This is a genomic window from Luteolibacter rhizosphaerae (assembly GCF_025950095.1).
Taxonomy (GTDB): domain Bacteria; phylum Verrucomicrobiota; class Verrucomicrobiia; order Verrucomicrobiales; family Akkermansiaceae; genus Haloferula; species Haloferula rhizosphaerae.
This window is the reverse complement of sequence record NZ_JAPDDR010000008.1, coordinates 261226-285237: the sequence shown is the minus strand read 5'-3', so window position 1 is coordinate 285237 and position 24012 is coordinate 261226. Positions and strand designations below refer to the sequence as shown.

The following is a 24012-nucleotide window of genomic DNA, read 5'->3' as shown; positions in this document are numbered from 1 at the left end:
AGGTTTAGATTCGGAGTGCGGTTCTTCCCTGCCACCTCTTTCCCGTTGGAATCCGCGAAAGCCTGCCTACATTCCCGCCATGCCCAGCAAGAAGGACATCCTGGACCTCCATTTCATGGACGCCCGCTACAAGCTGATCGATCTGGCGGCCTTCCTCGACCGAGTGGAGCGTCACGCCGGTGAGGCGGATTTCCGGCTTGAAGGGCTGAAGAAGGCGCTGCCGATCCTACTCTCCGATCAGCCGGGCCGGGCGAAGGCGGTGCTGGAGGCTCTCTCCGATCACTCGACCGAAGCGGCCGAGGCGGCGACGATCCAGTTCGCCTACGGTGCTCCGCAGGCTTGAGGTTCCCCATCTTTCTTTTCCCGCTTCTTCCATGAAATATATCGAGCCCCATGCGCACATGGTCAGCCGCACGACGGACGACTATGAGAAGCTCGCCCTGGCCGGTTGCGAGGCGCTGTGTGAACCGGCGTTCTGGGCCGGCTTCGACCGTTCATCCCCCGCCGGATTCTACGACTACTATCGGCAGCTCACGGAGTATGAGCCGAAGCGGGCGGCGAAGTATGGCATCCCTCATTTCTGCTGGCTGTGCATCAACCCGAAGGAGGCGGAGGACGCGGGATTCGCGCGGGAGGTGATGTCAATCATCCCGGAGTTCCTGGACAAGCCCACGGTGCTGGGCATCGGCGAGATCGGCCTGAACAAGAACACGAAGAACGAACTGGCGATCTTCCACGAGCACGTGCAGCTCGCGCTGGACCGTGACCTGCCGATCTTGATCCACACCCCGCACCTGGAGGACAAGCTGAAGGGCACGCGGCTGATTCTCGACGCACTGGCGTCCTTCTCGAAGCTGGACCGCGGCAAGGTAATCATCGACCACGTGGAGGAACATACGGTGAACCTCGTACTTGAGCAGGGCTACTGGGCCGGGATGACCCTTTACCCGGAGAGCAAGTGCACGCCGAACCGGGCGATCGACATGCTGGAGACCTGCGACAGCGACCGACTGTGGCTGAACTCCGCCTGTGACTGGGGTGTATCCGATCCGCTGGCGGTGGTGAAGTGCGGCTTCGAGATGAAGCGCCGGAAGAAGACGGCGGAGGAAATCGAGAGGGTGCTCTACGAGAACCCCAAGCGTTTCCTCAGCCAGTCGAAGAACTTCAAGCTCTGACTCGGCTTAGACGGCGGCAGGGGTCTTGGCGGATTTCGGGATGCGCATGGCGAGGACCTTGTCCACCCGGATGCCATCCATATCCACGATCTCGAAACGCCAGTTGCTTTCCTCGATGATGTCGCCCTCGGTGGGGACACGGGCAAGGCGCTGCGAGAACCATCCGGCGATCGTCTGATATTCGTCGCCCGCGCCTTCCGGAATCACGAAGCCCTTGAGGAAGTTCTCAAGCTTCTCGATCTCGAAAAGACCGTCGATGAGCCAGGAGCCGTCCTTGCGTTGCTTGATCGGCATGCTGAGGCGCTCCTCCTTCGAGGGGACGTCACCGACGATGGCTTCCATGAGATCGATCAGGGTGACCATGCCGATCACGCCGCCGAATTCATCGACGACGAAGGCGGCGTGGTGGCCGGTGCGGCGGAAGTCTTCTAACAGGAGGCTGGCCTTCTGCACCTCCGGGACGAGCAGGGGCGGCTGCATGAGATTCGCGAAGCGGACCTCGATGCCGGCGGCGAGCTGGGCGTAGCAGTCCTTCACGGAGATGACTCCGACAAGGTTGTCGCGCTGGCCCTGATAGACGGGGAAGAAGCCTTGGGTGCTTTTCACGATGCGCGGCCAGACCTCGGCATGCTTCTCGTCGCGATCGATCCACACCATCTTCGGGCGCGGGATCATGATGTCGTAGACGTCGAGCGATTCAAACTCGAGGACGCCTTCCATCATGCGAGACTCGGAGTGCTGGACACCGCCAGCGACCATGCCCTCGCGGATCAGGACGGTGAGTTCTTCGCGCGAGAGCTTGGACTCCTCGCTGTCCTTCACACCGAAGAGGCGGAGGATGCCGCTGGTGGACCACGCCAGGAGAGAAACGGCGGGGCTGGTCCAGGAGGCGATCTTCGACATGAAGCCGGCCATGCCGGAGGCGATCGACTCCGGGTGCTTCATCGCGAGACGCTTCGGCACCAGCTCACCGACGACGAGCTGGAGGTAGGTGATCATGCCGAGGACGACCACCCAAGCGATGCCGCCCGACCATGCGCCGATGTAAGGAATCGGATCAAGCACATCGGCAAGGCGATCGGAGAGCCGGGCGCCGCCGAAGGCACCGGCGCAGATGCCGACGAGGGTGATCCCGATCTGAACGGTGGAGAGGAAGCGGTCCGGCGCGTCGGCCAGCAAGATCGCCTTCTCCGCGCCCTTGCTTCCTGCTTCAGCCCGAGCCTGGAGCACCCCCCGGCGCGAGGAAACGATGGCGATTTCGGTCATCGCGAAGAGCCCGTTGCAGAAGAGCAGGACGAAGATCAGCGCGATCTCAAGTAGGACGGTCATGTGATTTGGCGCGCCACCTTAAGCACGGCAGCGCGCGAATTTCAGCCAAGATTCTTGGAAATCCGGTTTATTCGTTTCCGGATTCCAAGGTGTTCTCGGGCAGCGGGTGGCGCTTGCGATGGATGATCGAGGCGATCACGGAGATCGCGAGAACACCGGCAATCACGCCGAGCGAGATGTTCGTATCGATCTTCCACTGGCTGTGCGCCAAGGACATCTTCACGCCGACGAAGATCAGGATCACGCCCAGGCCATACTTGAGGAAATGGAAGTAGGGCAGGATTCCGGCGATGGCAAAGTAGAGCGAACGAAGGCCCAGGATCGCGAAGACGTTAGAGGTGTAGACGATGAAGGTGTCGGTCGTAATCGCGAAGATCGCGGGGATGGAATCGACGGCGAAGATCACGTCGGTGACTTCCACACAAAGCAGCACGGCAAAGAGCGGGGTGGCGAACCAGCGGCCGTCTTTCTTCACGAGGAACTTGCTGCCCTCGTAGCCGGGGGTGATCGGCATCACCTTCTTTAGAAGGCGGATGGCGATGCTCTTGCCCGGGTCCACCGAGTTCTCGTCGTGGAAGAACATCTTGAAGCCGGTGAAGACCAGCAGGGCGGCGAAAATGTAGATGATCCAGGCGAAATTCGTGATCAGGGCGGCACCGCCGGCGATCATCACGGCGCGCAGGGCGAGGGCGCCGAAGATGCCCCAGAAGAGCACCTTGTGCTGGTACTCCCGCGGCACCTTGAAGAAGGAGAAGATCACCGCGAAAACGAAGACATTGTCCACGGACAGCGACTTCTCGAGGATATAACCCGCCAAGAACTCCTTGGCGTCGTCGGCTCCGAGCTTCCAGCCGACCCAGAGGTTGAAGACCATCGCCAAGGCGATCCAGACCGCGGTCCATCCAAGGGCCTCCTTCAATTTGACCACGTGGGCCTTGCGATTGAAGACGCCCAGATCGAGGGCGAGCATGAAGATGACGAAGCCATTGAAGGCAACCCACCAAGAGACGGGGATTGCAGCGGTTGTTTCAGCAAGCATGAACCTTGAAGAGAACGATTTGAGGAAGATGCGCTCAATTGGAAAACCTGCATGGATTTTCCAATTGAGGCCGGATTCCTCAGCGGACGGCGGGTTCGTGGTGCGGGAAGAACTCCCGGCGGACGCGTTCGTTCTCGCGGTCGAGCTGCTCGGCAGTCGCACCGAATCCCCGTAAGACACTCTCGGTCATGGACAAAGCCACCTCACCCTCGCCCGAGAAAACCTCGTCGGCCCCGGCATCGAGAAGCTCGTCGGCCTCCCGAAGGTAGGAAGTGCGGACCAGAACCTTGATGGAAGGGTTCAGGCGTTTCGCCTCGATGATCACCTCACGGCCCATGCTGACACTGGAGGCACTGAGGATCAGGATGTCAGCCTTGGCGGCCCCGGCCGATTTGAGAGTCTCGGGGTGGCTGGCGTCGCCGTAGAAGGCGCGTTCTCCCGAGGACTTCAGGCCTTGCACCGTATCCACGTTCATCTCGACGATCACGGGAGAGAAGCCGTTGTCCTTCAGCAGCCTGGCCAAGGTGCGGCCGACCGGACCATAACCCACTACCAGCGCGCGGCGGGTGAAGCCGTCCGATTCCGGTTCGCCGTCCCCGTTGTCCTTGATCTCCACGCGGTTGAGCAGTTTCCAGAGGGCCGGACGGGCGGCCACCCAGCGTTCGACGGGACCCACCGCCTTGTAGAGCAGCGGGGAAAGCGTGATCGAGAGGATCGCGGTGGCGACGAGGGCATTGAAGGCCTGTTCGTTCACCACCCCGTACTGCATGCCCAGGGTAGCGACGATGAAGGAGAACTCGCCAATCTGGGAGAGGACAGCCCCCACGGACAGGGCGGTGCGGAGCGGATAGCGCAGCGCGATCGTAATGGCGATGGCGGCCAAGGGCTTGCCGATGACCACGATGGCGAGGGTGGCCGCGGCGAGCCAAGGATTGTCCAAGAAGCTCTTGAGATCGAAGAGCATGCCGACCGAAACGAAGAACAGCACGGCGAAGGCATCCTTCATGGGCAGGGCATCGATGGCGGCCCGGTTGCTGAACTCGGAGCGTCCGACCACCATTCCGGCGAGGAAGGCGCCGAGTTCCATCGAAACGCCGAAGAACTTCGCCGAGCCCACGGCAATCCCCAGCGCGAGGACGAGGATGGTGAGCGTGAAGAGTTCGCGCGAGCCGGTGCGGGCAACCAAGGTGAGCAAGCGGGGAATGGCCCAGCCGCCGACGATGAAAGTGAAAGCAATCAGCGCGCCGATCTTGAGGGTGGTCCACACCAAGGCCATCGCGATCCCGCCGCCCCCGGCGTTGGCGTCTCCGCCGAAGATCGCGGGCAGCAGGACGAGCACGAAAACCGTGAAGATATCCTCCACCACCAGCCAGCCGATGGCGATGTGCCCGGTGGGGGTGTGGAGGTGGTTGTTATCCACCAGGATGCGGGTGAGAACCACGGTACTGGCCACCGCGATGGCCATCCCGAAGACCGCTCCCTCTGTCCACGACCAACCGAAAGCGCGCATGATCAGCATGCTCAAGATGGTGGCCACGGCGCTCTGCACCACGGCACCCGGAACGGCGATCCGTTTCACTGCCAGCAGCTCCTTGAAATGGAAGTGCAGGCCCACGCCGAACATCAAGAGGATCACCCCGATATGAGCCATCTGCTCCGCGAGATGCCGGTCCGCCACGAAGCCGGGCGTGTGGGGACTCACCACGATCCCCGCGAGCAAATACCCGACGATGGGCGAGAGGCCCATGCGATGGGAAATGAAGCCGAGAAGGACCGCGGCACCAAGGCCACCCGTGAAGGTGAGGATCAAATCATGCATGTCGGGACAGGGAAATAAGCTGTGGTGAGGTAGGGAGAAAAACGCCGCCCCACCCTACGGAGCTTCGACCTCTTGTCTGCGACTTTTTGCACGATATCGGCCTTTTAGGGGTTTCCACTACAGCGTAGGGGCGACCTCGCGCGCAATGAAAGCCAGTGAATCGACAGGCACGCACAGAAGCGGTTAGACTCCGGTCATGCCCGCCACTCCCGTGATCCGTGCCTATCGGGAGGACGATGCGATTGCTCCGATCACCGCGATGCTGCATGCGGCCTATGCCAAGCTGGCGGAGATGGGGCTACGCTACACGGCGACCCATCAAGACGACGAAGTCACCTTGATGCGCTTGAAGCGCGGCTTCCCATTCGTGGCAGAAGTGGAGGGCGAGATCGTGGCCACGGTGACACTTTATGGCAGCGATCCGGAATCGTCCTGCGGATGGTATCGCAGGCCCGGGGTGTTCTCTTTCGGGCAATTCGGGGTTAGACCGGACTGGCAGGGTCGCGGCTTGGGTGGACGGCTTCTGAGGCTGATGGAGGACGAGGCGCGCTCGCGAGATGCCGAAGAGCTTGCGCTCGACACGGCAGAAGGGGCGCATCATTTGCGCGACTGGTATGGACGCTGCGGCTTCCGCGAGGTAGAGCGGGTGGACTGGAGTTCGACCAACTACATCAGCGTGATCCTGTCGAAGCACTTGAACCCCTCGCCCGCCCCATGAGCATCACCATTCGCGAGACGGTCCCCGCCGATTGGACGGACTGCGCCGACTTCTTCATGGAGGCCTTCAATGCGCCACCATGGAACGAGGCATGGACCGCCAACAGCGCCCTGCAGCGAATCGCCGATTGCGCGCGGACGCCCCACTTTCTCGGACTGATCGCGGAGGATGGAGCGGAGATCGTGGGCATGGCCTTCGGCTACTCGCAGCGCTATCAGGAGGAGATGCATTACTTCCTGCTGGAGTTCTGCGTCGCGAACACGCGTCAGCGCGAGGGTATCGGCAGCAGCTTGCTCACGGACCTCCACCGGCGTTTGCAGGCGGCGGGCGTGGCACGGATCTACACGCTTACCGCGCGCGACACGGCGGCGCAGAGCTTCTACGAGAAGGAAGGCTTTTACCTGAGCCCGAAGATGGTGATGATGGCGAGACGCTATTAGGCGATCTCCACCACGGCACCATCCTCGATGCCCTCGGCAACCAAGCGTCCCGGTCCGTCCATGGAAAGGATTTCCCCGGAACTGAGGTGATAGTCCTCGCGCCGGCCTTCCATGGTGATCCAGAGATGCCCGGAGATCACGCGGAAGCGGAGGGTCTCCGAGGCATCGAGCAAACGGGAGAACACCTGGCCGTACGCGAGCCGCATCGACGGTGCCTTGCCACGGCGAAAAGCCGCGGGCACTTGGACAAAGGGATTCATGGCAGGGATACAGGCGTTCATGAGCGTTTGCGGGATTTGCCCGAGGCCCGGAATGGAATGACATCCGGCTGGGCGGGAGCTTGGGCCGCGGGATGATTCCAGACCCGGAGGACGTGGTTCAGCACCGCGGCGATGGATGGATCGGATTCATTCGCCGCGAGGTAGCCGATGCACAGAGGCACCGAGGCGCGGAAGTGAGGCAGGGCGACGACGCGATCCTGGAAGCCGTTCGCTTCGATCTGATTCACGGCGGTGACGGTGAGGGCGAGGCCCTCTGCGACCATATTCAGGACGGTGAGATCCTCGTTCACCTGGAAGCGGCGATTGAGCTGAAGGCCCTGCTCCTCGCTGATGCGCTGGATGTAACGCGAGTACGAACAAGCCTGCGAAACGAAGATCCAGGGTTTCGTCTCAAGCAGCTTCCAATCGGGAAGCGCCAGCTCCTCCGCCCAAGCCACCGGAGCCGCGATGCACAGCTCGATGCGATCGAGTTCATAGAATGCAACCTTGGACGAGCTGCACTCGCCCTCGAAAAAACTGATCGAAATCGAGCCATCCTCGATTCCCTGCAGCACGACGCCGCTGCTGCCGTTCACCAGTTCGAAGGAAAGTTCGGGATGCTCGGACGTGATCGAGCGCAGGATCTCCACCAGGCGCAGCACCTCCGGCCGGTTGTTCACGCCGAAGACGAGTTCGCCGGAAACGGCGCCGCGGAGATTGTCCGCGCTGTGCTTGAAATCGCGGGCGGCATCGACAATCCGCCGGGCCTGCTCGCGCAGCACCTCGCCGGCGCGGGTCAGCTTCATACCCTTCGCACCGCGATCGAAAAGGCGCACGCCCACTTCATCCTCCAACGACTTGATCTGCGCGCTGACGGCGGGCTGGCTGGTGAAAAGCTTCTCCGCGGCGCGCGTCAGGTTCTGCTCTTCAGCGACGGCGAGAAAGGTGCGGAGTTGGTAGAGTTCCATGGCGGCAAGAGTGCTGACTGGCCGCCATCATTCCCCGAAACCGATCCGGCGGCCAATCGCATCTTCCGATAAGGGCGATCGGTCCCGCCGATGGCAGCGATCAGGAGGCGGATCGGAGGATCTTCGGGCCCGGAATAGCCAGCAAAAGTGCGAAGAGCAGCACTACCGAGAAGGCCCCGGGCAGGCCGATCCAGTGGCTGAGGCCACCGATGGCCGGCGGTCCGGCGAGGAAGCCGAAGTAGCCGATGACCGAGGCCGTGGCGACACCCTGCGCCACGCTCTGCTCATGAGCGCGACCCGCGGCCCCGAGCAAGACGGGAACGAGATTCGCCACGCCAATGCCCATGAAGCCCAAACCCAGGAAGGTCACCGGCCAGACTTTCACGAGGATCATCAGAAGCATGCCGATGAAAGCAAGCACCCCGCTGAAACGCATCACCGAAGGACCGCCATAGCGTGCCGCGATCCAATCGCCCATGAAGCGCCCGGTAGCCATCGAGAGCGAGAACACGCCGAAGGCAAGCGGTGCCAGCCACTCCGCCGCGCCGGAGACGCTGCGGGCGTAGACCGCGCTCCAATCCAGCATCACGCCTTCCGAGAAGAGCGCGAGAAAGGCGAGCGCGCCGATCTTCAGGAGACGGCGATTGGGCAGCGCGAAGCCACGCTTGCGCTCGACCGTGGAGGCATCCCCCGTCGCCAAGCTTCCGACGCTGGCCAGCGCCACGACAACCAAGGCGGCCGCGATGCCCAATCCGATCACCACGCCGGACATGCCCTGCCGGAGAGCGAGGCCGACAAGCAGCGCGGCAATCAAACCGCCGAGACTCCAGAGCCCTTGGAAGGTGGACATGATCGGGCGCGCCATCGCGTTCTCGATCGTGATCGCCTGCGCATTCACCGAGACATCCAGAGCCCCCTTGAAAGCGCCGAAGAGAACCCCGGCGGCAAGCAGCCAGCCAAAGCCGGGTGCAAGGACGAGCAGGGCGAGAGCAATGCCGTAGCCCGGAGCCAGCCCGCTCAGCATGGCCTTGCTTCCGCGCTTGGCGAGCGCGCGGCCAACCAAAGACATCGAGAGCAACGCGCCTGCGACAATGGCAAGCAGCACGATGCTGAGACCGGACTCGCCGAGCGCGAAGCGCTGCTTGATCGAGGGGATGAGAGCCGCCCAAGTACCGAAGCCGATGCCATCGACAAGGAAGAGGAGCGAAGCGGAGAAGCGGGTGCGGGCGTGATTGTTCGCGAGCGTGCCCGGGAGTGCGTTGCAAGCGGCTTCCTGATTCACGCGTTGACCATGCCGGAAATGCCCCGATTCTTCCAATGGCAACTTCTCATGACTGTGATAGCCTCAGGTTATGGAAATGCGTGAACTGAAATCCTTCGTCCTGCTGGCCGAGCAGTTGCACTTCGGTCGCGCGGCCTCGCTCCTGCACCTCAGCCAACCGGCACTGACCAAGCAGATCCGGAGAATGGAGGACGAGCTGGGCAGCCCGCTCTTCGAGCGCGGGCGTCACGGCACGGCGTTGAGCGGTTTCGGCAAGCAGTTCCTGAAGGACGCGAGAACTGCGGTGACGGAATTCGACCGGCTGATGGAACGGGCACGCAACACCGCCGCGGGCGAAAGCGGGCGGCTGAATATCGGCTTCGGCTTCCACACGCTGGAGCTGGTTCCGCGGCTGATCGTAAAGTTGCGGGAGATCGCGCCGGGAATCGAGGTCGGCCTGCGCGACATGTCCACCGCGGAGCAAGAGGCCGCGCTACGCTCCGGCGATCTGGATCTGGGCTTCATCCGGCTGCCCACGAAGGAAAACTTCAAGCTACTGCCGGCGATCAAGGACCGTCTCGTGCTGGTCTCTTCCACCGCGCTGCCGCTGCCGCCAAATGCGGGTCTGGCGGAGTGCAAGAACATGCCCTTCGTCAGTATTTCCGAGGAACGCTCGCCGGGATTCGTCAGCCATATGATCCGGCTCTGCGCGAAGCATGGCTTTCACCCCCGCGTGGTCCAGCAGGTGCCGGAATTCACCACGGCGCTGGCGCTGGTACAGGCGGGGCTGGGCGTGGCAGTGATTCCGGAATCGGTGGGCATCAGCCGCTTCCCGGGGATGCGCATTCATTCCTCCCGCGACAAGGACGCGGCTTGGTCAGTGGCGGCAGCCTGCCGCAAGGGCGATTCCAATCCCGCGCTGGCCCGCTTCCTAGGCCTCCTGAAGGAGGAGATGAAACAGCGCCCCTAGCGGATTTACATTTCTCCCCTACCCCGCTATGGCTCCGTCCATCGACCCCGAAGCCCATCCTTTGGAAGTCCCGCCAGCCGCCGTGACCATTCCGGCGCTAAGCTTCATCATCGAATGTGAGAAGCTCAAGGCGGTGGAACGCCGTTCGCGCCCCATCGGCATGCCGCGCCGCGAGAACTCGGCCGAGCATAGCTGGACGCTGGCGCTGATGGCGATGACGCTGGGTCCGGAGATCAATCCCGCCATGGACATGTTGCGGGTGATCAAGATGCTGCTGCTGCACGACATCGTGGAGATCGATGCCGGAGATACCTTCTGCTATGCCGACCAGAGCGGAAAGGCTGAGCGCGAGCAGGCGGCAGCGGACCGGATCTTCGGGCTGCTTCCTGCGGAGCGCGCGGCGGAGTTCATGGAACTCTGGCATGAGTTCGAGGAAGCCGCGACGCCGGAGGCGAAGTTTGCCAACGCGCTCGACCGGGTGATGCCCCTGATCCAGAACCATGCGAATGGTGGCGGGACCTGGTCCGAGCACGGCATCACGACGGAACAGGTGCTCGGACGCGCGGGCGTGATCGAGGGGGTTTCCGCGGAGCTCTGGCAGCATGTGAAATCCCTGGTGGCAGCCGCGCAGTTGGCGGGGTGGCTCAAATCGTGAAGTCCCAAGCGAGATGATTTCTCATCGTATCCCCGCCCTTCCTCGCCCAGATTGAGCCCGGCGTGATATCCCTCCAAAGACTTACCAAGCACTTCGGCTCACAGGTCGCGGTGGATGCACTCTCACTGGATATCCCTGCAGGCCAGATCGTGGGACTATTGGGCCCGAATGGTGCCGGCAAATCGACCACGCTGAAGATGCTGACGGGGCTGCTGGTGCCTACCTCGGGAACCGCGACAATCTGCGGACATGATCTGCTGAAGGACCCCATGGAGGTGAAGCGCTGCGTGGGATTCGTGCCGGATTCGGGGGCCGTCTTCGAGTCGCTGACCGGTCTGGAATACCTGGAGATGGTGGCCGCCCTGTATGGCATACCGGCGGAGGCGGCCCGCGAACGGATCCGCCAGTTCATCGCCTTCTTCGATCTCAGTTTCGACACGCTCACCGACAAGTTGCTGGGCGCCTACTCGAAGGGCATGCGCCGCAAGGTGGTGATCACCGCGGCGCTGCTTCACAATCCTCCGGTGGTCTTCTTTGACGAGCCGCTCGACGGCCTGGATGCGAATGCCGCGGTGGGATTCAAAGCACTGATCCAGACCCTCGCGCGCGAAGGCAAGGCGATCGTTTACAGCTCGCACATCCTCGACGTGGTGGAGCGGGTCTGCGACCGCGTGCTGATCATCGACAAGGGCCGCCTGCAGGTCGATGGCTCTCCCGCGGAGCTGGTGGCGCTCCATGGCGCCCGCTCCCTGGAGCAGCTTTTCACCAGCCTGACCGGGGGCGACGACCTGGAGCGCAAGGCGGAGGACTTCGCGAAAACCTTCCGCCCGTGAGCAGCAAGGTTCCATCCCAAGCGGCCACGCTGCAGCGGCTCTATCTGACGCTTTTCCTGCGCGGGCGCAGCTCGCGCGGGCTGAAGAAGGACAAGGCCCCGCAATCCGTGGGCACCAAGCTGTGGGGCACCCTCGCGATCTACGGTCTCATCGGACTTCTTGCCGTGCCCTTCTCCTTTGAAGGCAGCTTCGTCCTGTCCTTCTACCTGCACGGCATGTCGCTGCTCTTTCTCGGCATGTTCATCGCCGCGTCCGCGGGAGAGATCCTTTTCAACAAGGACGAGGCGGAGATCCTGCTTCATCGTCCGGTGAACTCCCGAACCCTGTTGTGGGCGAAGGTCGGGGTGCTGGTGCGCGTCTCGCTCTGGATCACCTGTGCTTTCAATATTGCGGGGATGATCGCCGGCAGCGTCGTGACCAATGGTTCCCCGTGGTTCGCGCCGGTGCATTTCCTCACCACCTGCCTCACCTCGCTCTTTTGTACGGGGAGTGTCGTACTTCTCTACCAGCTTTGCCTGCGCTGGTTCGGGCGCGAGCGGCTCGACAACCTGATGACCACGGCCCAGGTCCTGCTGGCCATCATGATGGTGGCGGGCAGCCAGCTCATCCCGCAGCTGATGAGCGGCATGCGCGGGGCGATCGATCCGGTGGCGGGCAAGTCATGGCTCTTTCTCCTCCCTCCGGCGTGGTTCGCGGCCCTGGATGAGGCGCTTCTGGGCCGCGGCACCGAGGCGACCCTCGTGATGGCCGGTGCCGGGGTAATGATCACCGGCGTGATCCTAGCCCTGGCCTTCGGGAGGATGGCGCGGACCTACGAAGAAGGCCTCCAAACTCTCGCGGAAAGCCAGCCACGCAAGGTCCGCAGTAGCGGGGACAAGCGCGTGCTCGACCGCCTGATGGATGGGCCATTGCTCCGCTGGCTTCTGAGAGAACCCATCACGCGCGCTTCCTTCCGACTCACCGCCGCCTATCTCTTCCGGGACCGTGACATGAAGCTGCGGCTCTATCCCGGGCTCGCTCCGGTCATGGTCATGCCCATGGTCTTCCTCGTGCAGGGCATGAGCAGACGCGACGAGGGCTGGGGCATCGCCTTGGGTGGTGGCTACCTTGGAATGTTGCCGCTAATGGCGATGAATCTGGTCCAGTTCTCCCAGCACTGGCAGGCTGCGGATCTCTACCGCTTGGCTCCGGTGGTGGGACCCGGGCCTTTCATCCACGGCGCCACGCGGGCCGTGTGCTTCCTGCTCGCCTTGCCGGTCATCGCTCTCATCTTGACCGGCGTCTGTCTCATGCCAGGCGGCATGGCGAAGGCATCGCTGCTACTTCCGGGTCTGCTGGCGATGCCTGCTTTCGCCCTGATACCGGGCGCCATCGAGAAAACGGTTCCTCTGTCGAAACCGACCGAGGAAGCGAAGTCCGCGGCTCGCGGCGGGATCATGGTGTTGCTAATGGTGGTTTCGCTGGTGATTCCCGGGCTGGCCCTCGTGGCGAGGAAGCACGACCTATTCGGCCCTTTTCTGATCGCGGAAATCATCGTCGTCGGGATCGCTTGCTGGACGCTCTCGAGGGCGATCGACCACAAGAAGTGGGATCCGCTCGAGTAGCAGTTAGCGCGGGCGCAAGCCCGTCACCAGAGGCTCCGAAACGCTCAGCGGCAGCGGATCGAAGACAGGCGGCGGGGGACCATATTCGATCTCATCGAGGATCGCCTGCCCCGGGCTTTGGTCGTCGACCCATTCACCCTCCACCCGTTTGATCACGGACTCGCGATCAAGCCGTCCTTGGGAGAGTTCCTCCCGCACCCGTTCACGCAGCAATCCGTCCTCCGAATACTTCCCTCCGAATCCCCAAGCCGGACCACATAGGTTTGGTGCCAGCGATTCCTCGTTCCGCGGTATCCAGTAGTGGCCGCAGGAGAACTCCGGAAAGTCCGCGGAGAACACGGAAGCAGCCTCTGAATAGCGCAAGATCCGCCGCCCCTCCTCACCCATCACCCGCCAATCCAGCACCCGCGACCGGCGGAGATTCGCGCAGCACAGGCAGCGGAGTTCCACATCCTCCTCCACCATGCGCCAACCATCCTTCACCTCGGCGAGATTCGGTGGAACGGCGACCTGCATGAGGTAGTGGCCTCGAACACCGATCTTCCTTTCCGCGAGCCACGCGAAGGCACCTTCGAGGCGCTTCAGATGTTCCTCTTTTCCTGCGGCCCCTTGCTCCCAACCGAAGTCCTTCAGGTCGTTCTCAAATACGACCTGGCTGAACAGGCGATCGACGATCTCGCGATAGCGGCGGGCGTCTTCGCTATCCGCCGTCAGCAATTCCGCCGTCACCGCGGATCCGAAGCCGAAGCGATGGCGGCGAAGGTTCAGCTTCAGTTCCGAGTTGGCGAGCGGCTTGCCATCGGCGCCGATCACCCGCAGCTCGAAGTCGGACTTGCGGTGTTTCTCGATCCGCTCGAGCGCGGCGACCCGCCAAGGAGCTCCGGGCTCGCGGCCGGGGTAGGTCTTGCGGATTCGCGGGAAGTTGGAGGTGTCGGTTCCAGCAGGGTAGTGAAACGCACGCACGGAGGCGATCTCGATGGTCTGGGCCTTCGCGGCGCAGAGGAATGTCAGCGTCGCTTTGCCTGCGGCTATCGCTTCGGTGACGCAAAACATCACCGGCAGTTCCACGAGATCGGAGCCGGGTTCCAAAGTAGTCGTTGCGGCGGCGGGCGTGAAGGGGGCTTCGCCGAGCTGGAGTTTCGCTTCGATCAAGCCCTTGCCTCCCGTGGACCGAACTCTCACCAAGGCGAGCACTATTTCACCGGGAGAGAGCTTCGAAGCTGCCGCCCAAAAGAACCTGTGCGCGATAGGCGCGAGCCTCATCCGGCTTGTTTGTCACCACCCTCCAGCCGCCACTATCAAAGCGGCTGGCCGAGGCATGAGCTTCGTCCGCGAAGGCATTGAGTGAGGGATCTCTAACCAGCTCCTTGCCGCCCGCGGGAACCACGATCTCGGCAGCAAGGGTGCCGATGCCGACGATCCAACAGATGACGCGAAGCAGAAAGGATCTCATGCAGCTTGGAGCTTTGGGGCCTCCTCTACGGTCCCGCAAGCATCCTGCCTATCATCTCCGTCAGTCACGTGACTTGAGCACGGATTTAACGCCCTCGGCGAAGGTGCAGGCGGCGGCAGTGCGATGACCACCTGAAACCCAGATGAGCCCGACCCGGCGGAAGGAGAGTTGCTCGGCGGCATCGCGGAGAGGCTTGATGACGAGATCGGGATGGTGCTCCCAGCGCACGGCGGCATCAGGCATGAGGGTGAGCATTCCGGTTTGCCGGACGGTGGCGAGAACCCCCTCGATGGAATTCATCTCAATGGCGGGCCTGAGCACATGTTCGAGCCCTTGGAGGGCAACGCTTTCGAGAACAAGCTCGCGAGTGCAAAAGCCGTGGCTGAGCAAGACCATGGGGTGATCAAGCACCTCGGGCAGAGTGATCCGGCGGCGGCGGGCCAAGGCGTGTCCCGGGGGAAGAACGGCGACAAGATTCTCGATGAAGAGGGGCTCGGCTTCGATGCGCCGACCGCTCTTGGCAGGCAGGAAACTGATTCCTAGATCGAGATGCCCGGCGAGAAGTTCAGCTTCCAGTGCCTCCATGGGCAGCTCGCGAACGGAGACGGAGACGTTCGGGTGAGCGTTGCGGAAGTTGCCGACCGCCTCGGGGATAACCGCGACGTTCACGGTGGAAACGATGCCGATGCGGAGCTCGCCAGCGGACAGCTGCTGGAGATCGGCAATCTCGCGTTTGGCGTCATCAAGCTCACGCAGGATGCGGATCGCGCGGGCATGGAGGACCCGGCCGGCGGCAGTGAGCCGGGCACTGCGCGGCAGGCGCTCGAAGAGCGTGGCCCCCATCTGCATCTCGAGCTGCTGGATCTGATGGGAGAGCGTGGGCTGGGACAGGAAGAGCTTACGGGCACCCGCGCGGAAGCTGCCTTCCGAAGCGATTGCAAGGAAGTAGCGGAGATGGCGCAGTTCGGCCACCCCTTCTTTGATCGTTGGCATCTATCGTTATGATTAAATCAAGAGATTGGGTGAATCAAGTCCCGGCATGCATTCTCGGGCCATGCATTCTTCATCCGCTTCGGACGGCAGGCGCATGCCTGCGGCAGTGTACGCGCTCACCGTGGGGGCTTTCGGGATCGGCACGACAGAGTTCGTGATCATGGGACTATTGCTGCAGGTCGCGGCAGACCTACAGGTGAGTTTGGCGGCGGCAGGCCTGCTGGTGAGCGGTTATGCACTGGGGGTCTTTATCGGAGCGCCGGTGCTGACCTTGCTGAGTGCTCGATGGCCGAGGAAGCAGGTGCTGCTGGCATTGATGGGGATTTTCATCGTGGGGAACGTGGTGTGCGCGCTGGCACCGAACTATGCCCTGCTGATGGTGGCACGGGTGATCACCTCCCTGACACACGGGACCTTCTTCGGCGTGGGATCGGTGGTGGCGACCGGACTCGTGGCGGAGGATCGGAAGGCTTCAGCCATCTCCGTGATGTTCACGGGCTTGACCTTCGCGACGCTGGTGGGCGTGCCTGCCGGAGCATGGCTGGGACTCCAGCTTGGATGGCGCGCCACCTTTTGGGCCGTCTCGATTCTCGGCATCTTGGGATTGCTGGCGGTCGCACTGCTGGTGCCGAAACAGGAAGCTCAAGCGGTGGATGAAGGCCATGGCCGAGGAGTGCGCGAGGTGCTCGGAGCCAAAGTCCTCACGGCTCTGTTGATGACCGTGCTGAGCTGGGCCGGGGTGTTCGCGGTATTTACCTACGTGCAGCCGATGCTCACCCGGTTGGCCGGTTTCAGCGATGAGGCGGTGTCGGGAATCCTGCTGCTTTTCGGCGCAGGCATGATCGCGGGAAACCTGCTCGGAGGAAAGCTGGCGGACCGGAGACTCCGCACGGCCCTGTTAGGTTCGCTGGTGTTGCTAGCAGCCGTCCTCAGCTTGATGGGACTGGCGATGCACCAGAAGGCGAGCGCGGTGGTATTCGTAGGACTGCTGGGAGCCGCGGCATTCGGCACCGTGGCACCGCTCCAACTGAGCGTGCTGAAGCATGCAGGCAATGCCGGCCAAACATTGGCATCGAGCCTGAACATCGGAGCCTTCAATCTCGGCAATGCTATCGGAGCTTGGGCCGGGGGCTGGGTGCTCTCCAGCGGCCCGGGGCTTTCCGCCATCCCGTGGATCGCGGCCTTGATTACCTCCGGGGCGGTAGCCGTGGCCCTGTGGAGCATGCGACGCGAGCGACGCAAAGCCCCGATTTGTGCAACTCTCGCGAGCGAATGAGGCAGGCGGTATCCACACGAGTGAGAATTTCGCGGGTTGCTTGCGGGGATCGGTGCTAGGGTCCCCGCCGCCATGATCTCCGCGGCCACGACGGGTGAAGCCGTCGCATCCCACTACGACGAACTCGACCCCTATTACCGCTCCCTGTGGGGACAGCATGTTCATCATGGCCTGTGGGAAACCGGTCGCGAGTCGGCGCAGGAAGCGGTGATCGCCCTTAGCCACACGGTCGCACGACGTGCCGGCATTACCGAGGGAATGCGTGTCTGCGATGTCGGCTGCGGCTATGGCGGCACGGCGCATCTGCTGGCGGCCAGCTACGGGGCGCAGGTTACCGGCATCACGGTGTCCCCGAAGCAGTACGAGGCGGCCATCGCGCAAGGCGGAGCCAATCCGGATTTCGTCCTCCGCGATTGGATGGAGAACGATTTCCCCTCCGCATCCTTCGATGCGGTCATCGCGATCGAGAGCACGGAACATTTGCCGGACGTTGCCCATGGCGTCCGGGAAATGTCGCGCGTGCTTCGGCCCGGCGGACGATTGGTGATCTGCGCCTGGATGGCCGGGCCGGACCCGGAGCCATGGGAAGTCCGGCACCTGCTCAAACCGATCTGCCGCGAAGGCTGCTTGGTCGGCATGGGAAACAAGGAGGATTATGAACGCTGGATCGCGGATGCCGGGCTGGCCATGGAATCCGAAGAGGACATCAGCCGGAAGGTCCGCCGCACCTGGCCAATCTGCATCCGCCGCACCCTCGCAGGGTTCTTCGCGGACCCTTCGCTCCGGCGCTATCTGCTCAGCGATTTCTCCCGCAACCGGATCTTCGCGCTCACCCTGATGCGCATCTGGATCGCCTACGTCACGGGCGCGATGCGCTACGTGGTCTTCACCGCCACCAAGCCGCCGCTTACCGGTCCCTCGTGATGGCCCGGATTTCGTCGATCGACTCGCCAGCGTAGAAGGTCACCTCGATGGTGCGCCTGTCCTTCGAGAGCGTCACACGATCGAGATAAGGAAGTTGGCCCCGCTCAAGCCCGCGCAAGTCGCTATCCTTGGAATTCAACTTGGGCAGCGGCGCTTTCGAGAGCAGCTCATCGCTGCGGTTGAGTTTCCCGCTGCCCACGATGATGGCCAGCACCGGGCGATCAAAGGTGACGGAGCCCTCGAAGCGCCGTGTATGCGACTTCGCCTTTCCCACCGGATTGTAGCGGAGCAAGTAGCTGCGCACCTTGACGCCTTCCTTCGGCAGAAAGTCTTCCGGAGCCAACAGGGAAGCTGCTTCGTACGTGCCGGGCTTGCGGATATCGACGCGGAGCGGCTCACTCAATTTGAGGTCACGGCGTTCCGGAATGACGAGGATCTGATCATCGTCCTCCATCGCCGCGAGGGACTCCGGCGTTCCCGGCGGTGCGGGGATCACCTCGCCGGAGGTCCGGTTGATGCCGGACGCGACGGACCAAGTGCGCAGGAAAGGCGATGGCTCGAAGGCCACCTTGCTCAGGCGCTTGCCATGACCCGTTCGCAGTGCGGAGCCCTTCTCGATCGTCTGTGTCTCCCCGTCCTTGGCCACCCTTACCTTGCCGTCCAAGACAAGGAAATCCGCCGTGCCATCGTCCGCGGCGGAAACGCCGAAGGAAGTGCCGAGGTCGGTGAGCGTAGCGGAGGTGGTCACCACGCGGAAGCCGTGCGCGGTCTCCGGGCACCACGCGTTCAGCCGCCCGCGTTCCAGCGAGACCTCGTCCGCCGAGCGGATCGAGAGGCGCGCCGGGGCCTCGATCGCGATCACCGCGCCGTTCGTAAATTCCATGCGGCTGACCCCCGAGGCCAAGGCCAGCTTCTCGCCCTTCCGAACCGGGCGTGAATCGCCTCCTTCAAAAATCTGGGCCACCACCTCGCCTTCGCCCCCCGCGTCCCGCGATAGGAAGAGGGCTAGTCCTGCGCCGAGAGCCACTGCCGCGGCGATCGCAAGACCGCTCCGCCGCCAACGTGCGATCCGCAGGCGCTGTTTCACGCGACCAGCGAAGGCATCCTCCGGCTCTTCCGTAAGAGAGCCCAAGTGCGGCAGCACCGCGTTCAGGAAGGTATCGTCACTGAGTTCCGGGCGCAGGCGAGCGAGCGCGCCGGAGACTTTGAGTTGCGCACGCAGTTCCTCCACCCGCGCAGGATCGGCCTCGAGCATCTCCACGAAGCGGTCCCGATCCGTGTCCGTCAGCGAGCCATCCAGATAGCGGGCGGCGAGCTCTTCAAACTCGGAGGTGGTGTCACTCATCGGATTCAGGAGGAGGCGTGGATCTGCTTGCTGGCCAAGCATTCGGCCAGGGTCTTGCGCGCGAGGTAGAGCAACTTGCGGACAGCTGCCGGATTCATCGAAAGCTCTTCGCCGATCTCGGTGGCGTTCCGGTCGTCGTAGTAGCGGGCATTGATGACGGAGCGGACCTTGCCGGGCAGACCGTCGAGGCACTCGCGCAGCGCCTCATGGCGGATCTCGGCGTCCTGCAAGGCTCCCGGCGCGGGCACGGGGGAATCCGCTTGGATCAGGAGCGTGGTCACCTTCTCGTCGAGCAGGCGCTGGCGGCGGCCGGTCTTGGTCAGCTCGTTCATCACCAGGTTCCGTGCGATCTGGCGCAGCCAGCCCGGAGCTTGGTCAGGGTGATCCAGCTCCTCCCATTTGCGATGCGCGATCAGAAAGGTCTCTTGGGCGAGGTCGTCTACCCAGGCATCGCTCACGCCGAGCGAGCGGATGAAATAGCGCAATCCGGAGTGATGCGTGCGGACGGCGGCATCGATCTGCTGGTCTTTTTCCCGGCGGGTCATCTGCGGACAATGGAAGACCGGAAACCGGTCCTTGAAAGGAGGATTTTGCCAAGGCGTGACGTGTTCCGCATGAAGCAGGAATTTTCGCCGCTCCCGGAGATTTCCGGCAACACTTGTCCGCTTGGCAAAATGAAAGGTCATTCCAAGCCGGCGATTCCCTTGCCCGAGAATCGCGAGCCCGAGCTGAAATACAGAACCCCGGACATGGCCACACCAAAACCCAAAGCAAAGCGCAACAAGAAGAACCGGGAGAACGCCCAATGAAACTCATCCCCTCACTCCTCATGCTCGGTGGTAGCCTGGTGTTCCAGGCTAGAGCCGAGATCTACCCCTCCCCCGAGCCCGGACCGCTGCCTACCGTGATGAGCCGCACGGAGATCGAGAGCGGCTTGGCCAAGCACGAGCGCGCCCTCTTCATCAAGACCGGTTGGATCCGCGACCCCTACATCGTGCTGGGGCCGGATGATTTCTACTATCTCACCGGCACCACCCCCGATGTCGGCGATCCACGCGAGCAATCCGATCCTTACAATGTGGGCCTGGGCGACAACTCGATCGTGGGCGGCACGGTGCAGGTCTGGCGCAGCAAGGATCTTGTCGAATGGGAATCGCTCGGCACGCCCTTCACGATGAAGGACAGCATGCGCCCGAAACCCGGGAAGCTGGTGTGGGCACCGGAGCTACACTGGACCGGAGAGCGCTGGGCACTGGTCCACTGCCCCGCCGCGAAGGCGAATCTCGCGCTGAGCGCGGGCCCCGAACTGAAGGGCCCATGGAGCCACCCGATGAAGGGCAAGCTGGGCGATAAGCACGACCCATCGCTCTTCAAAGACGGCGATACCTGGTATCTGCTCTGGGCGGACACACTGATCGCGCCGCTTGAGAAAGGCTTCACCGGATTCGCCGGGGAAGCCCTGCGGATCGATCCCGCCGGGAGCCGCCCGGGCCCGGAGGGCAAGCCGATCAGCCGCATCGGCCACGAAGGCGCTACCATGCTCAAGGTGGGCGACAAGTATGTCCACATCGGCACCGCATGGTCCACGGACAAGGGGCGCAAGGGCTCCTACAATCTCTACTACTGCAGCGCTGACAAGATCACCGGTCCATACGGCCCGCGGAAATTCGCCGGACGCTTCCTCGGTCATGGCACACCTTTCCAGACCCGCGACGGCAAATGGTGGTGCACCGCCTTCTTCAACGCGAACGTGCCACCGCTGCCGCGTGACGGAATCGAGACTCGCGATCTCTCCGCGAATGCCCAGACGATCAACCAGCGCGGGGTCACCATCGTGCCGATCGAAGTCGGCACCAAGGATGGTGATGCCTTCATCCGCGCGAAGGATCCCGCCTACGCCACGCCCGGTCCCGACGAAGCCCAGAAGTTCCAATGAAGTCGCTACTGCTCCTTTCCTTCCTCTTCGCCACTCCCCTGGTCGCGGCGGAGAAGCCGAACATCCTCGTCATCCTCGCGGACGATTGCACCTACAGCGACCTGTCCTTCCACGGTGGCGAGAACGCCCGCACGCCGAATCTGGACGGACTGGCGAAGCAGGGCACGGTCTTCGAGCGGGGCTATTTGAGCATGGCCATGTGCTCGCCCTGCCGCTCCGAATTCTACACCGGCCGTCTGCCGCTGCGGAATGGCTGCGCATGGAACCAGAGCACCTGCCGCCCCGGCACGCGCAGCATCCCGCACTTCCTCGGCGATCTCGGCTACCGTGTCGGCCTCGCAGGCAAGACCCACATCAAGCCAGCCGCCTCCTTCCCTTTCGAGAAGGTCCCGGGCTTCGATGAGAATTGCGTGCGTGATCCCACCAACCCGCACGACCTCGGCGGCACGCGGCAATTCATCACCCGCGATGAGAAGCAGCCCTTCTGCCTCGTCGTGGCCCTGACCGAGCCGCATGCTCCCTGGGTGATGGGCGATGCCTCCGCCTACCCGCCGAAGTCGATCAAGCTGCCCGCGAATCTGGCAGACACGCCGATGACGCGGCAGAGCTTCTCCCGCTACCTCGCGGAGATCACTTACATGGACGGGCAGGTCGGCGAACTGCTCCGCCTGTTAGACGAGACCAAGCGGGCCGATGACACGCTGGTGATCTTCTCCAGCGAGCAAGGCGCCCAATTCCCCGGTAACAAGTGGACGAACTGGGATGCCGGCCTGCACACCTCGATCGTAGCCCGCTGGCCACAGGTCGTCCCCTCAGGACGCCGGACCAAGGCGCTGGTGCAATACGCGGACATGTTGCCTACCTTCATCGAGCTCGCGGGGGGCAAGCCCGACCCCGCGATCTTCGATGGTAGCAGCTTCGCTGCCGTGCTGCGTGGGCAGAGCGAGAAGCACCGAGACTTCGTCTACGGGATGCACAACAACTATCCCGAAGGCCCGCCCTATCCCATCCGCTCGATCGGCGACGGCGAGTGGCGCTACATCCGGAATCTCGCCCCGGAACGCACCTACATCGAGAAACACCTGATGGGGCGCACCGAGCACAATCCCTACTGGGGCTCGTGGATGTTCACCGCCACGGAGAACCCGCGCACCTTGCGCTTGGTCGAGCGCTTCCTCCACCGTCCCGCCGAAGAACTCTATCACACCGCGGAGGACCGCTTCGAGCTGACGAACCTGGCTGCCGATCCGAAGCATGCGGAAACCAAGGCCCGACTGGCAGCCGCGCTGGACCGCAATCTGAGTGAACAACTCGATCCCGGAGTCATCCTCGACACGCCGGAAGCTTTCCGTGCCGCGGAGGAATTGAAGCCGGTGTATCCTGGCAAGCCATAAAGGGCTTGAGGGAAAAATGGTCGGGGCGCCCGGAACTGCTGCTGAAACCAATAGTAGTTTCGGCAGCAAAGGAAGCTCGGGCCGGCTTCAGTCGCGAACTTGCTCGTCCTCTTCGCTTTAATCGGCCCTGAGAAGCGACGTGATGGAGACTTCCGTTACGATCCCCACAAACCATGGCTTGGGTGACCATGAGAATACTTCCTTCTCGCTGATGAAGGAGTTCACCGTAATCAACTTCAATGAAGACTTCTCCTCGAAGTTGGCCCTTCGCACGAATCCGCTGAAGCCTCCGTCAGGCCCCTTCAGGATCGCGAATCCTTCGGCTCGCTCTCGCTTGGTCTCGGCAGGCAGATCCAGCGTAAACGACATCCCCGCTCTGTCGGACACTATCGCACCTTTGATCAATCGCGCGATTCCACTTTTTGCATTCCCACGGATCTTCTTCCAACGGAACTTGGACCAATCCTTTGTTGTCGGCTCGAGGTACCAGATCTCTGCCTCATCCGAGATTCTCTGAATCTCTTGAACCTCGGCCTTCTGAGCCTCCCTTTCTATGGCAGCCCTCTTCTGTAGCTCGGTCCTCTGATCCGGCAATTGATCCAAAGAACTAGCTTGCGGAAAAACGAGCATCAGAGTCGGTAAGAGAAATCTCACCAATTCTATTGTTCTCATGGGTCGGAGAGCAGTGGTTGGAGTCTCGATGCGAGAGGATTCAGCCTCAGGATAACAAAGACCCCGGCGATCTCACCAAGGGCTTGGACCTCTCCGTGAAAGAAAAGTGGTCGGGGCGGCCAGATTCGAACTGACGACATCCTGCTCCCAAAGCAGGCGCTCTACCAGGCTGAGCTACGCCCCGGACGGGCGGGACAATCTCCAAGCTCCCCCCTGCTGGCAAGGCGAAAGCCTGCGGATATGCGATTCATCTCCGGAAGGTCCATCCTTCCTTGCCGTAGCGCTCTCCGGCGAGGTTGGAAATCACCTCCGGAGGCGGCTCAAGGCTCACCAAATCGACCTCTACGGACAATTCCGAGGCCAGCGCCTCCGCCGCGGGGGGGACACAGCCGACGGAGCCTTGATGTAAAAGCCCCCTAGCGGTCCTCCGTTGGCCCGCCCCGGCGATCTTCCGGCCCTCTGCATCGAGCACGTCATGCTCCACCGGCTGGATGAAGCATTCCCCCCCGGCTGCCGGTGCCGCCGGACCTGCGAGCCGCGCGGGAATCCCCGCCCCATTCAAGGCCGCCACCACTGCCGCGTGGATCACCCGATAGCTCTCCGCACCGCGGGCCTCCGCCAGCTCTAGTCCCCTCGGGATGAAGAGCGTGTAGGTCCAGTCCGCACGGTGATCGACGATCCCGCCGCCGGTCCAGCGTCGCACCCAGCGCAGATCCTTAGGCGGCAGATCGGCGTGCTTCACAAAGTAACCGAAGCTCCCCCAGCCCTCAGTCCAGCGGTAGGGGCGTAGGACCGGCACACGGGAAGTTTCCGCAAGCCATTGGTCCACCGCCATGTTCTCCGGGCCCTCGCGCGGGACAGGGTCGATCCAAAGCTGGAGGCGCGGAAGCACGCGGCAGGCTGTGATCCCGTGCCCGCTTTGCAAAGCACAACAAACCCTTGCATCCC

Annotated in this window: 26 protein-coding genes and 1 tRNA gene; 13 read left to right on the top strand and 14 right to left on the bottom strand. The window is 62.8% G+C overall.

What is annotated here, in order from left to right; translation table 11 throughout:
* The first annotated feature begins 79 nt into the window (after nt 1-79).
* Together OJ996_RS16700 and OJ996_RS16695 are read left to right on the top strand one after the other, a co-directional pair.
* A complete protein-coding gene (locus OJ996_RS16700) occupies nt 80-343 on the top strand; it encodes a hypothetical protein (protein ID WP_264514769.1) in 264 nt (87 codons plus the stop codon).
* Between the two features lie 31 nt (nt 344-374).
* A complete protein-coding gene (locus OJ996_RS16695) occupies nt 375-1175 on the top strand; it encodes a TatD family hydrolase (protein ID WP_264514768.1) in 801 nt (266 codons plus the stop codon).
* Between the two features lie 6 nt (nt 1176-1181).
* On the opposite strand, the gene OJ996_RS16690 is transcribed toward OJ996_RS16695, so the two are convergent.
* The 3 genes from OJ996_RS16690 to OJ996_RS16680 all read right to left on the bottom strand — a co-directional run bounded on the left by OJ996_RS16690 (nt 1182) and on the right by OJ996_RS16680 (nt 5362).
* Complete coding sequence (locus OJ996_RS16690; protein WP_264514767.1) at nt 1182-2504, bottom strand: hemolysin family protein; 1323 nt, start codon at nt 2502-2504, stop codon at nt 1182-1184.
* A 67-nt stretch (nt 2505-2571) separates the two neighbouring features.
* The gene (locus OJ996_RS16685; RefSeq protein ID WP_264514766.1) at nt 2572-3543 is read right to left on the bottom strand and encodes a TerC family protein; all 972 of its coding nucleotides are present in this window, start codon (nt 3541-3543) and stop codon (nt 2572-2574) included.
* Nucleotides 3544-3622: 79 nt separating this feature from the next.
* The gene (locus OJ996_RS16680; protein WP_264514765.1) at nt 3623-5362 is read right to left on the bottom strand and encodes a cation:proton antiporter; all 1740 of its coding nucleotides are present in this window, start codon (nt 5360-5362) and stop codon (nt 3623-3625) included.
* Nucleotides 5363-5558: 196 nt separating this feature from the next.
* Between OJ996_RS16680 and OJ996_RS16675 the strand changes: the two genes are divergently transcribed.
* Nucleotides 5559-6080, top strand: a complete 522-nt coding sequence (locus tag OJ996_RS16675; RefSeq protein WP_264514764.1) for a GNAT family N-acetyltransferase — start codon at nt 5559-5561, stop codon at nt 6078-6080.
* Nucleotides 6077-6520, top strand: a complete 444-nt coding sequence (locus OJ996_RS16670) for a GNAT family N-acetyltransferase (RefSeq protein ID WP_264514763.1) — start codon at nt 6077-6079, stop codon at nt 6518-6520. The genes OJ996_RS16675 and OJ996_RS16670 overlap by 4 nt, the downstream gene beginning before the upstream one ends.
* Here OJ996_RS16670 and OJ996_RS16665 read toward each other — a convergent pair.
* From OJ996_RS16665 to OJ996_RS16655, 3 genes are all read right to left on the bottom strand, one after another.
* Entirely contained in the window at nt 6517-6780 is a 264-nt protein-coding gene (locus tag OJ996_RS16665; RefSeq protein WP_264514762.1) for a DUF2917 domain-containing protein, read from the bottom strand. The two genes, OJ996_RS16670 and OJ996_RS16665, sit on opposite strands and share 4 nt — an antisense overlap.
* A 17-nt stretch (nt 6781-6797) precedes the next feature.
* On the bottom strand, nt 6798-7748 hold the full coding sequence (locus OJ996_RS16660; protein ID WP_264514761.1) for a LysR family transcriptional regulator: 951 nt from the start codon (nt 7746-7748) through the stop codon (nt 6798-6800).
* Nucleotides 7749-7848: 100 nt separating this feature from the next.
* A complete protein-coding gene (locus tag OJ996_RS16655) occupies nt 7849-9030 on the bottom strand; it encodes an MFS transporter (RefSeq protein ID WP_264514760.1) in 1182 nt (393 codons plus the stop codon).
* A gap of 76 nt (nt 9031-9106) precedes the next feature.
* On the opposite strand from OJ996_RS16655, the gene OJ996_RS16650 reads away from it, so the two are divergent.
* The 4 genes from OJ996_RS16650 (at nt 9107) to OJ996_RS16635 (ending at nt 13071) form a co-directional block, all read left to right on the top strand.
* The gene (locus OJ996_RS16650; RefSeq protein ID WP_264514759.1) at nt 9107-9979 is read left to right on the top strand and encodes a LysR family transcriptional regulator; all 873 of its coding nucleotides are present in this window, start codon (nt 9107-9109) and stop codon (nt 9977-9979) included.
* A gap of 28 nt (nt 9980-10007) precedes the next feature.
* Nucleotides 10008-10634: an HD domain-containing protein gene (locus tag OJ996_RS16645; RefSeq protein WP_264514758.1), complete on the top strand. Its 627-nt coding sequence runs from the start codon at nt 10008-10010 to the stop codon at nt 10632-10634.
* A gap of 62 nt (nt 10635-10696) precedes the next feature.
* The gene (locus tag OJ996_RS16640) at nt 10697-11467 is read left to right on the top strand and encodes an ABC transporter ATP-binding protein (protein WP_264514757.1); all 771 of its coding nucleotides are present in this window, start codon (nt 10697-10699) and stop codon (nt 11465-11467) included.
* Nucleotides 11464-13071, top strand: a complete 1608-nt coding sequence (locus tag OJ996_RS16635) for a hypothetical protein (RefSeq protein WP_264514756.1) — start codon at nt 11464-11466, stop codon at nt 13069-13071. Before OJ996_RS16640 ends, OJ996_RS16635 begins: the two co-directional genes overlap by 4 nt.
* Nucleotides 13072-13074: 3 nt before the next feature.
* On the opposite strand, the gene OJ996_RS16630 is transcribed toward OJ996_RS16635, so the two are convergent.
* The 3 genes from OJ996_RS16630 to OJ996_RS16620 are packed head-to-tail and all read right to left on the bottom strand — an operon-like array spanning nt 13075 to nt 15517.
* On the bottom strand, nt 13075-14253 hold the full coding sequence (locus OJ996_RS16630; RefSeq protein WP_264514754.1) for a hypothetical protein: 1179 nt from the start codon (nt 14251-14253) through the stop codon (nt 13075-13077).
* Nucleotides 14254-14269: 16 nt separating this feature from the next.
* Entirely contained in the window at nt 14270-14524 is a 255-nt protein-coding gene (locus OJ996_RS16625) for a hypothetical protein (RefSeq protein ID WP_264514753.1), read from the bottom strand.
* 60 nt (nt 14525-14584) lie between these two features.
* Complete coding sequence (locus OJ996_RS16620) at nt 14585-15517, bottom strand: LysR substrate-binding domain-containing protein (RefSeq protein WP_264514752.1); 933 nt, start codon at nt 15515-15517, stop codon at nt 14585-14587.
* Between the two features lie 61 nt (nt 15518-15578).
* Here OJ996_RS16620 and OJ996_RS16615 point away from each other — a divergent pair, with 61 nt between their 5' ends.
* Both OJ996_RS16615 and OJ996_RS16610 read left to right on the top strand, forming a co-directional pair.
* Nucleotides 15579-16793 carry an MFS transporter gene (locus OJ996_RS16615; protein WP_264514751.1) on the top strand — a complete coding sequence of 405 codons (1215 nt, stop codon included), beginning with the start codon at nt 15579-15581 and terminating at the stop codon, nt 16791-16793.
* 72 nt (nt 16794-16865) lie between these two features.
* Nucleotides 16866-17717: a methyltransferase domain-containing protein gene (locus tag OJ996_RS16610; RefSeq protein ID WP_264514750.1), complete on the top strand. Its 852-nt coding sequence runs from the start codon at nt 16866-16868 to the stop codon at nt 17715-17717.
* Here OJ996_RS16610 and OJ996_RS16605 read toward each other — a convergent pair.
* Together OJ996_RS16605 and OJ996_RS16600 are read right to left on the bottom strand one after the other, a co-directional pair.
* Nucleotides 17701-19062 carry a FecR domain-containing protein gene (locus tag OJ996_RS16605; protein WP_264514749.1) on the bottom strand — a complete coding sequence of 454 codons (1362 nt, stop codon included), beginning with the start codon at nt 19060-19062 and terminating at the stop codon, nt 17701-17703. The two genes, OJ996_RS16610 and OJ996_RS16605, sit on opposite strands and share 17 nt — an antisense overlap.
* Nucleotides 19063-19067: 5 nt before the next feature.
* Nucleotides 19068-19607 carry an RNA polymerase sigma factor gene (locus tag OJ996_RS16600; protein ID WP_264514748.1) on the bottom strand — a complete coding sequence of 180 codons (540 nt, stop codon included), beginning with the start codon at nt 19605-19607 and terminating at the stop codon, nt 19068-19070.
* A 9-nt stretch (nt 19608-19616) separates the two neighbouring features.
* Between OJ996_RS16600 and OJ996_RS16595 the strand changes: the two genes are divergently transcribed.
* The 3 genes from OJ996_RS16595 to OJ996_RS16585 are packed head-to-tail and all read left to right on the top strand — an operon-like array spanning nt 19617 to nt 22392.
* A complete protein-coding gene (locus OJ996_RS16595; protein ID WP_264514747.1) occupies nt 19617-19871 on the top strand; it encodes a hypothetical protein in 255 nt (84 codons plus the stop codon).
* Nucleotides 19868-20998, top strand: a complete 1131-nt coding sequence (locus OJ996_RS16590; protein ID WP_264514746.1) for a family 43 glycosylhydrolase — start codon at nt 19868-19870, stop codon at nt 20996-20998. The genes OJ996_RS16595 and OJ996_RS16590 overlap by 4 nt, the downstream gene beginning before the upstream one ends.
* A complete protein-coding gene (locus OJ996_RS16585) occupies nt 20995-22392 on the top strand; it encodes a sulfatase family protein (RefSeq protein ID WP_264514745.1) in 1398 nt (465 codons plus the stop codon). The genes OJ996_RS16590 and OJ996_RS16585 overlap by 4 nt, the downstream gene beginning before the upstream one ends.
* A gap of 117 nt (nt 22393-22509) precedes the next feature.
* Here OJ996_RS16585 and OJ996_RS16580 read toward each other — a convergent pair whose 3' ends face one another.
* The 3 genes from OJ996_RS16580 to OJ996_RS16570 form a co-directional block, all read right to left on the bottom strand.
* Complete coding sequence (locus OJ996_RS16580) at nt 22510-23064, bottom strand: hypothetical protein (RefSeq protein WP_264514744.1); 555 nt, start codon at nt 23062-23064, stop codon at nt 22510-22512.
* Between the two features lie 107 nt (nt 23065-23171).
* Nucleotides 23172-23248 (bottom strand) — tRNA-Pro (locus OJ996_RS16575).
* 63 nt (nt 23249-23311) lie between these two features.
* On the bottom strand, nt 23312-23956 hold the full coding sequence (locus tag OJ996_RS16570; protein ID WP_264514743.1) for a lipoyl protein ligase domain-containing protein: 645 nt from the start codon (nt 23954-23956) through the stop codon (nt 23312-23314).
* Between the last annotated feature and the right edge of the window lie 56 nt (nt 23957-24012).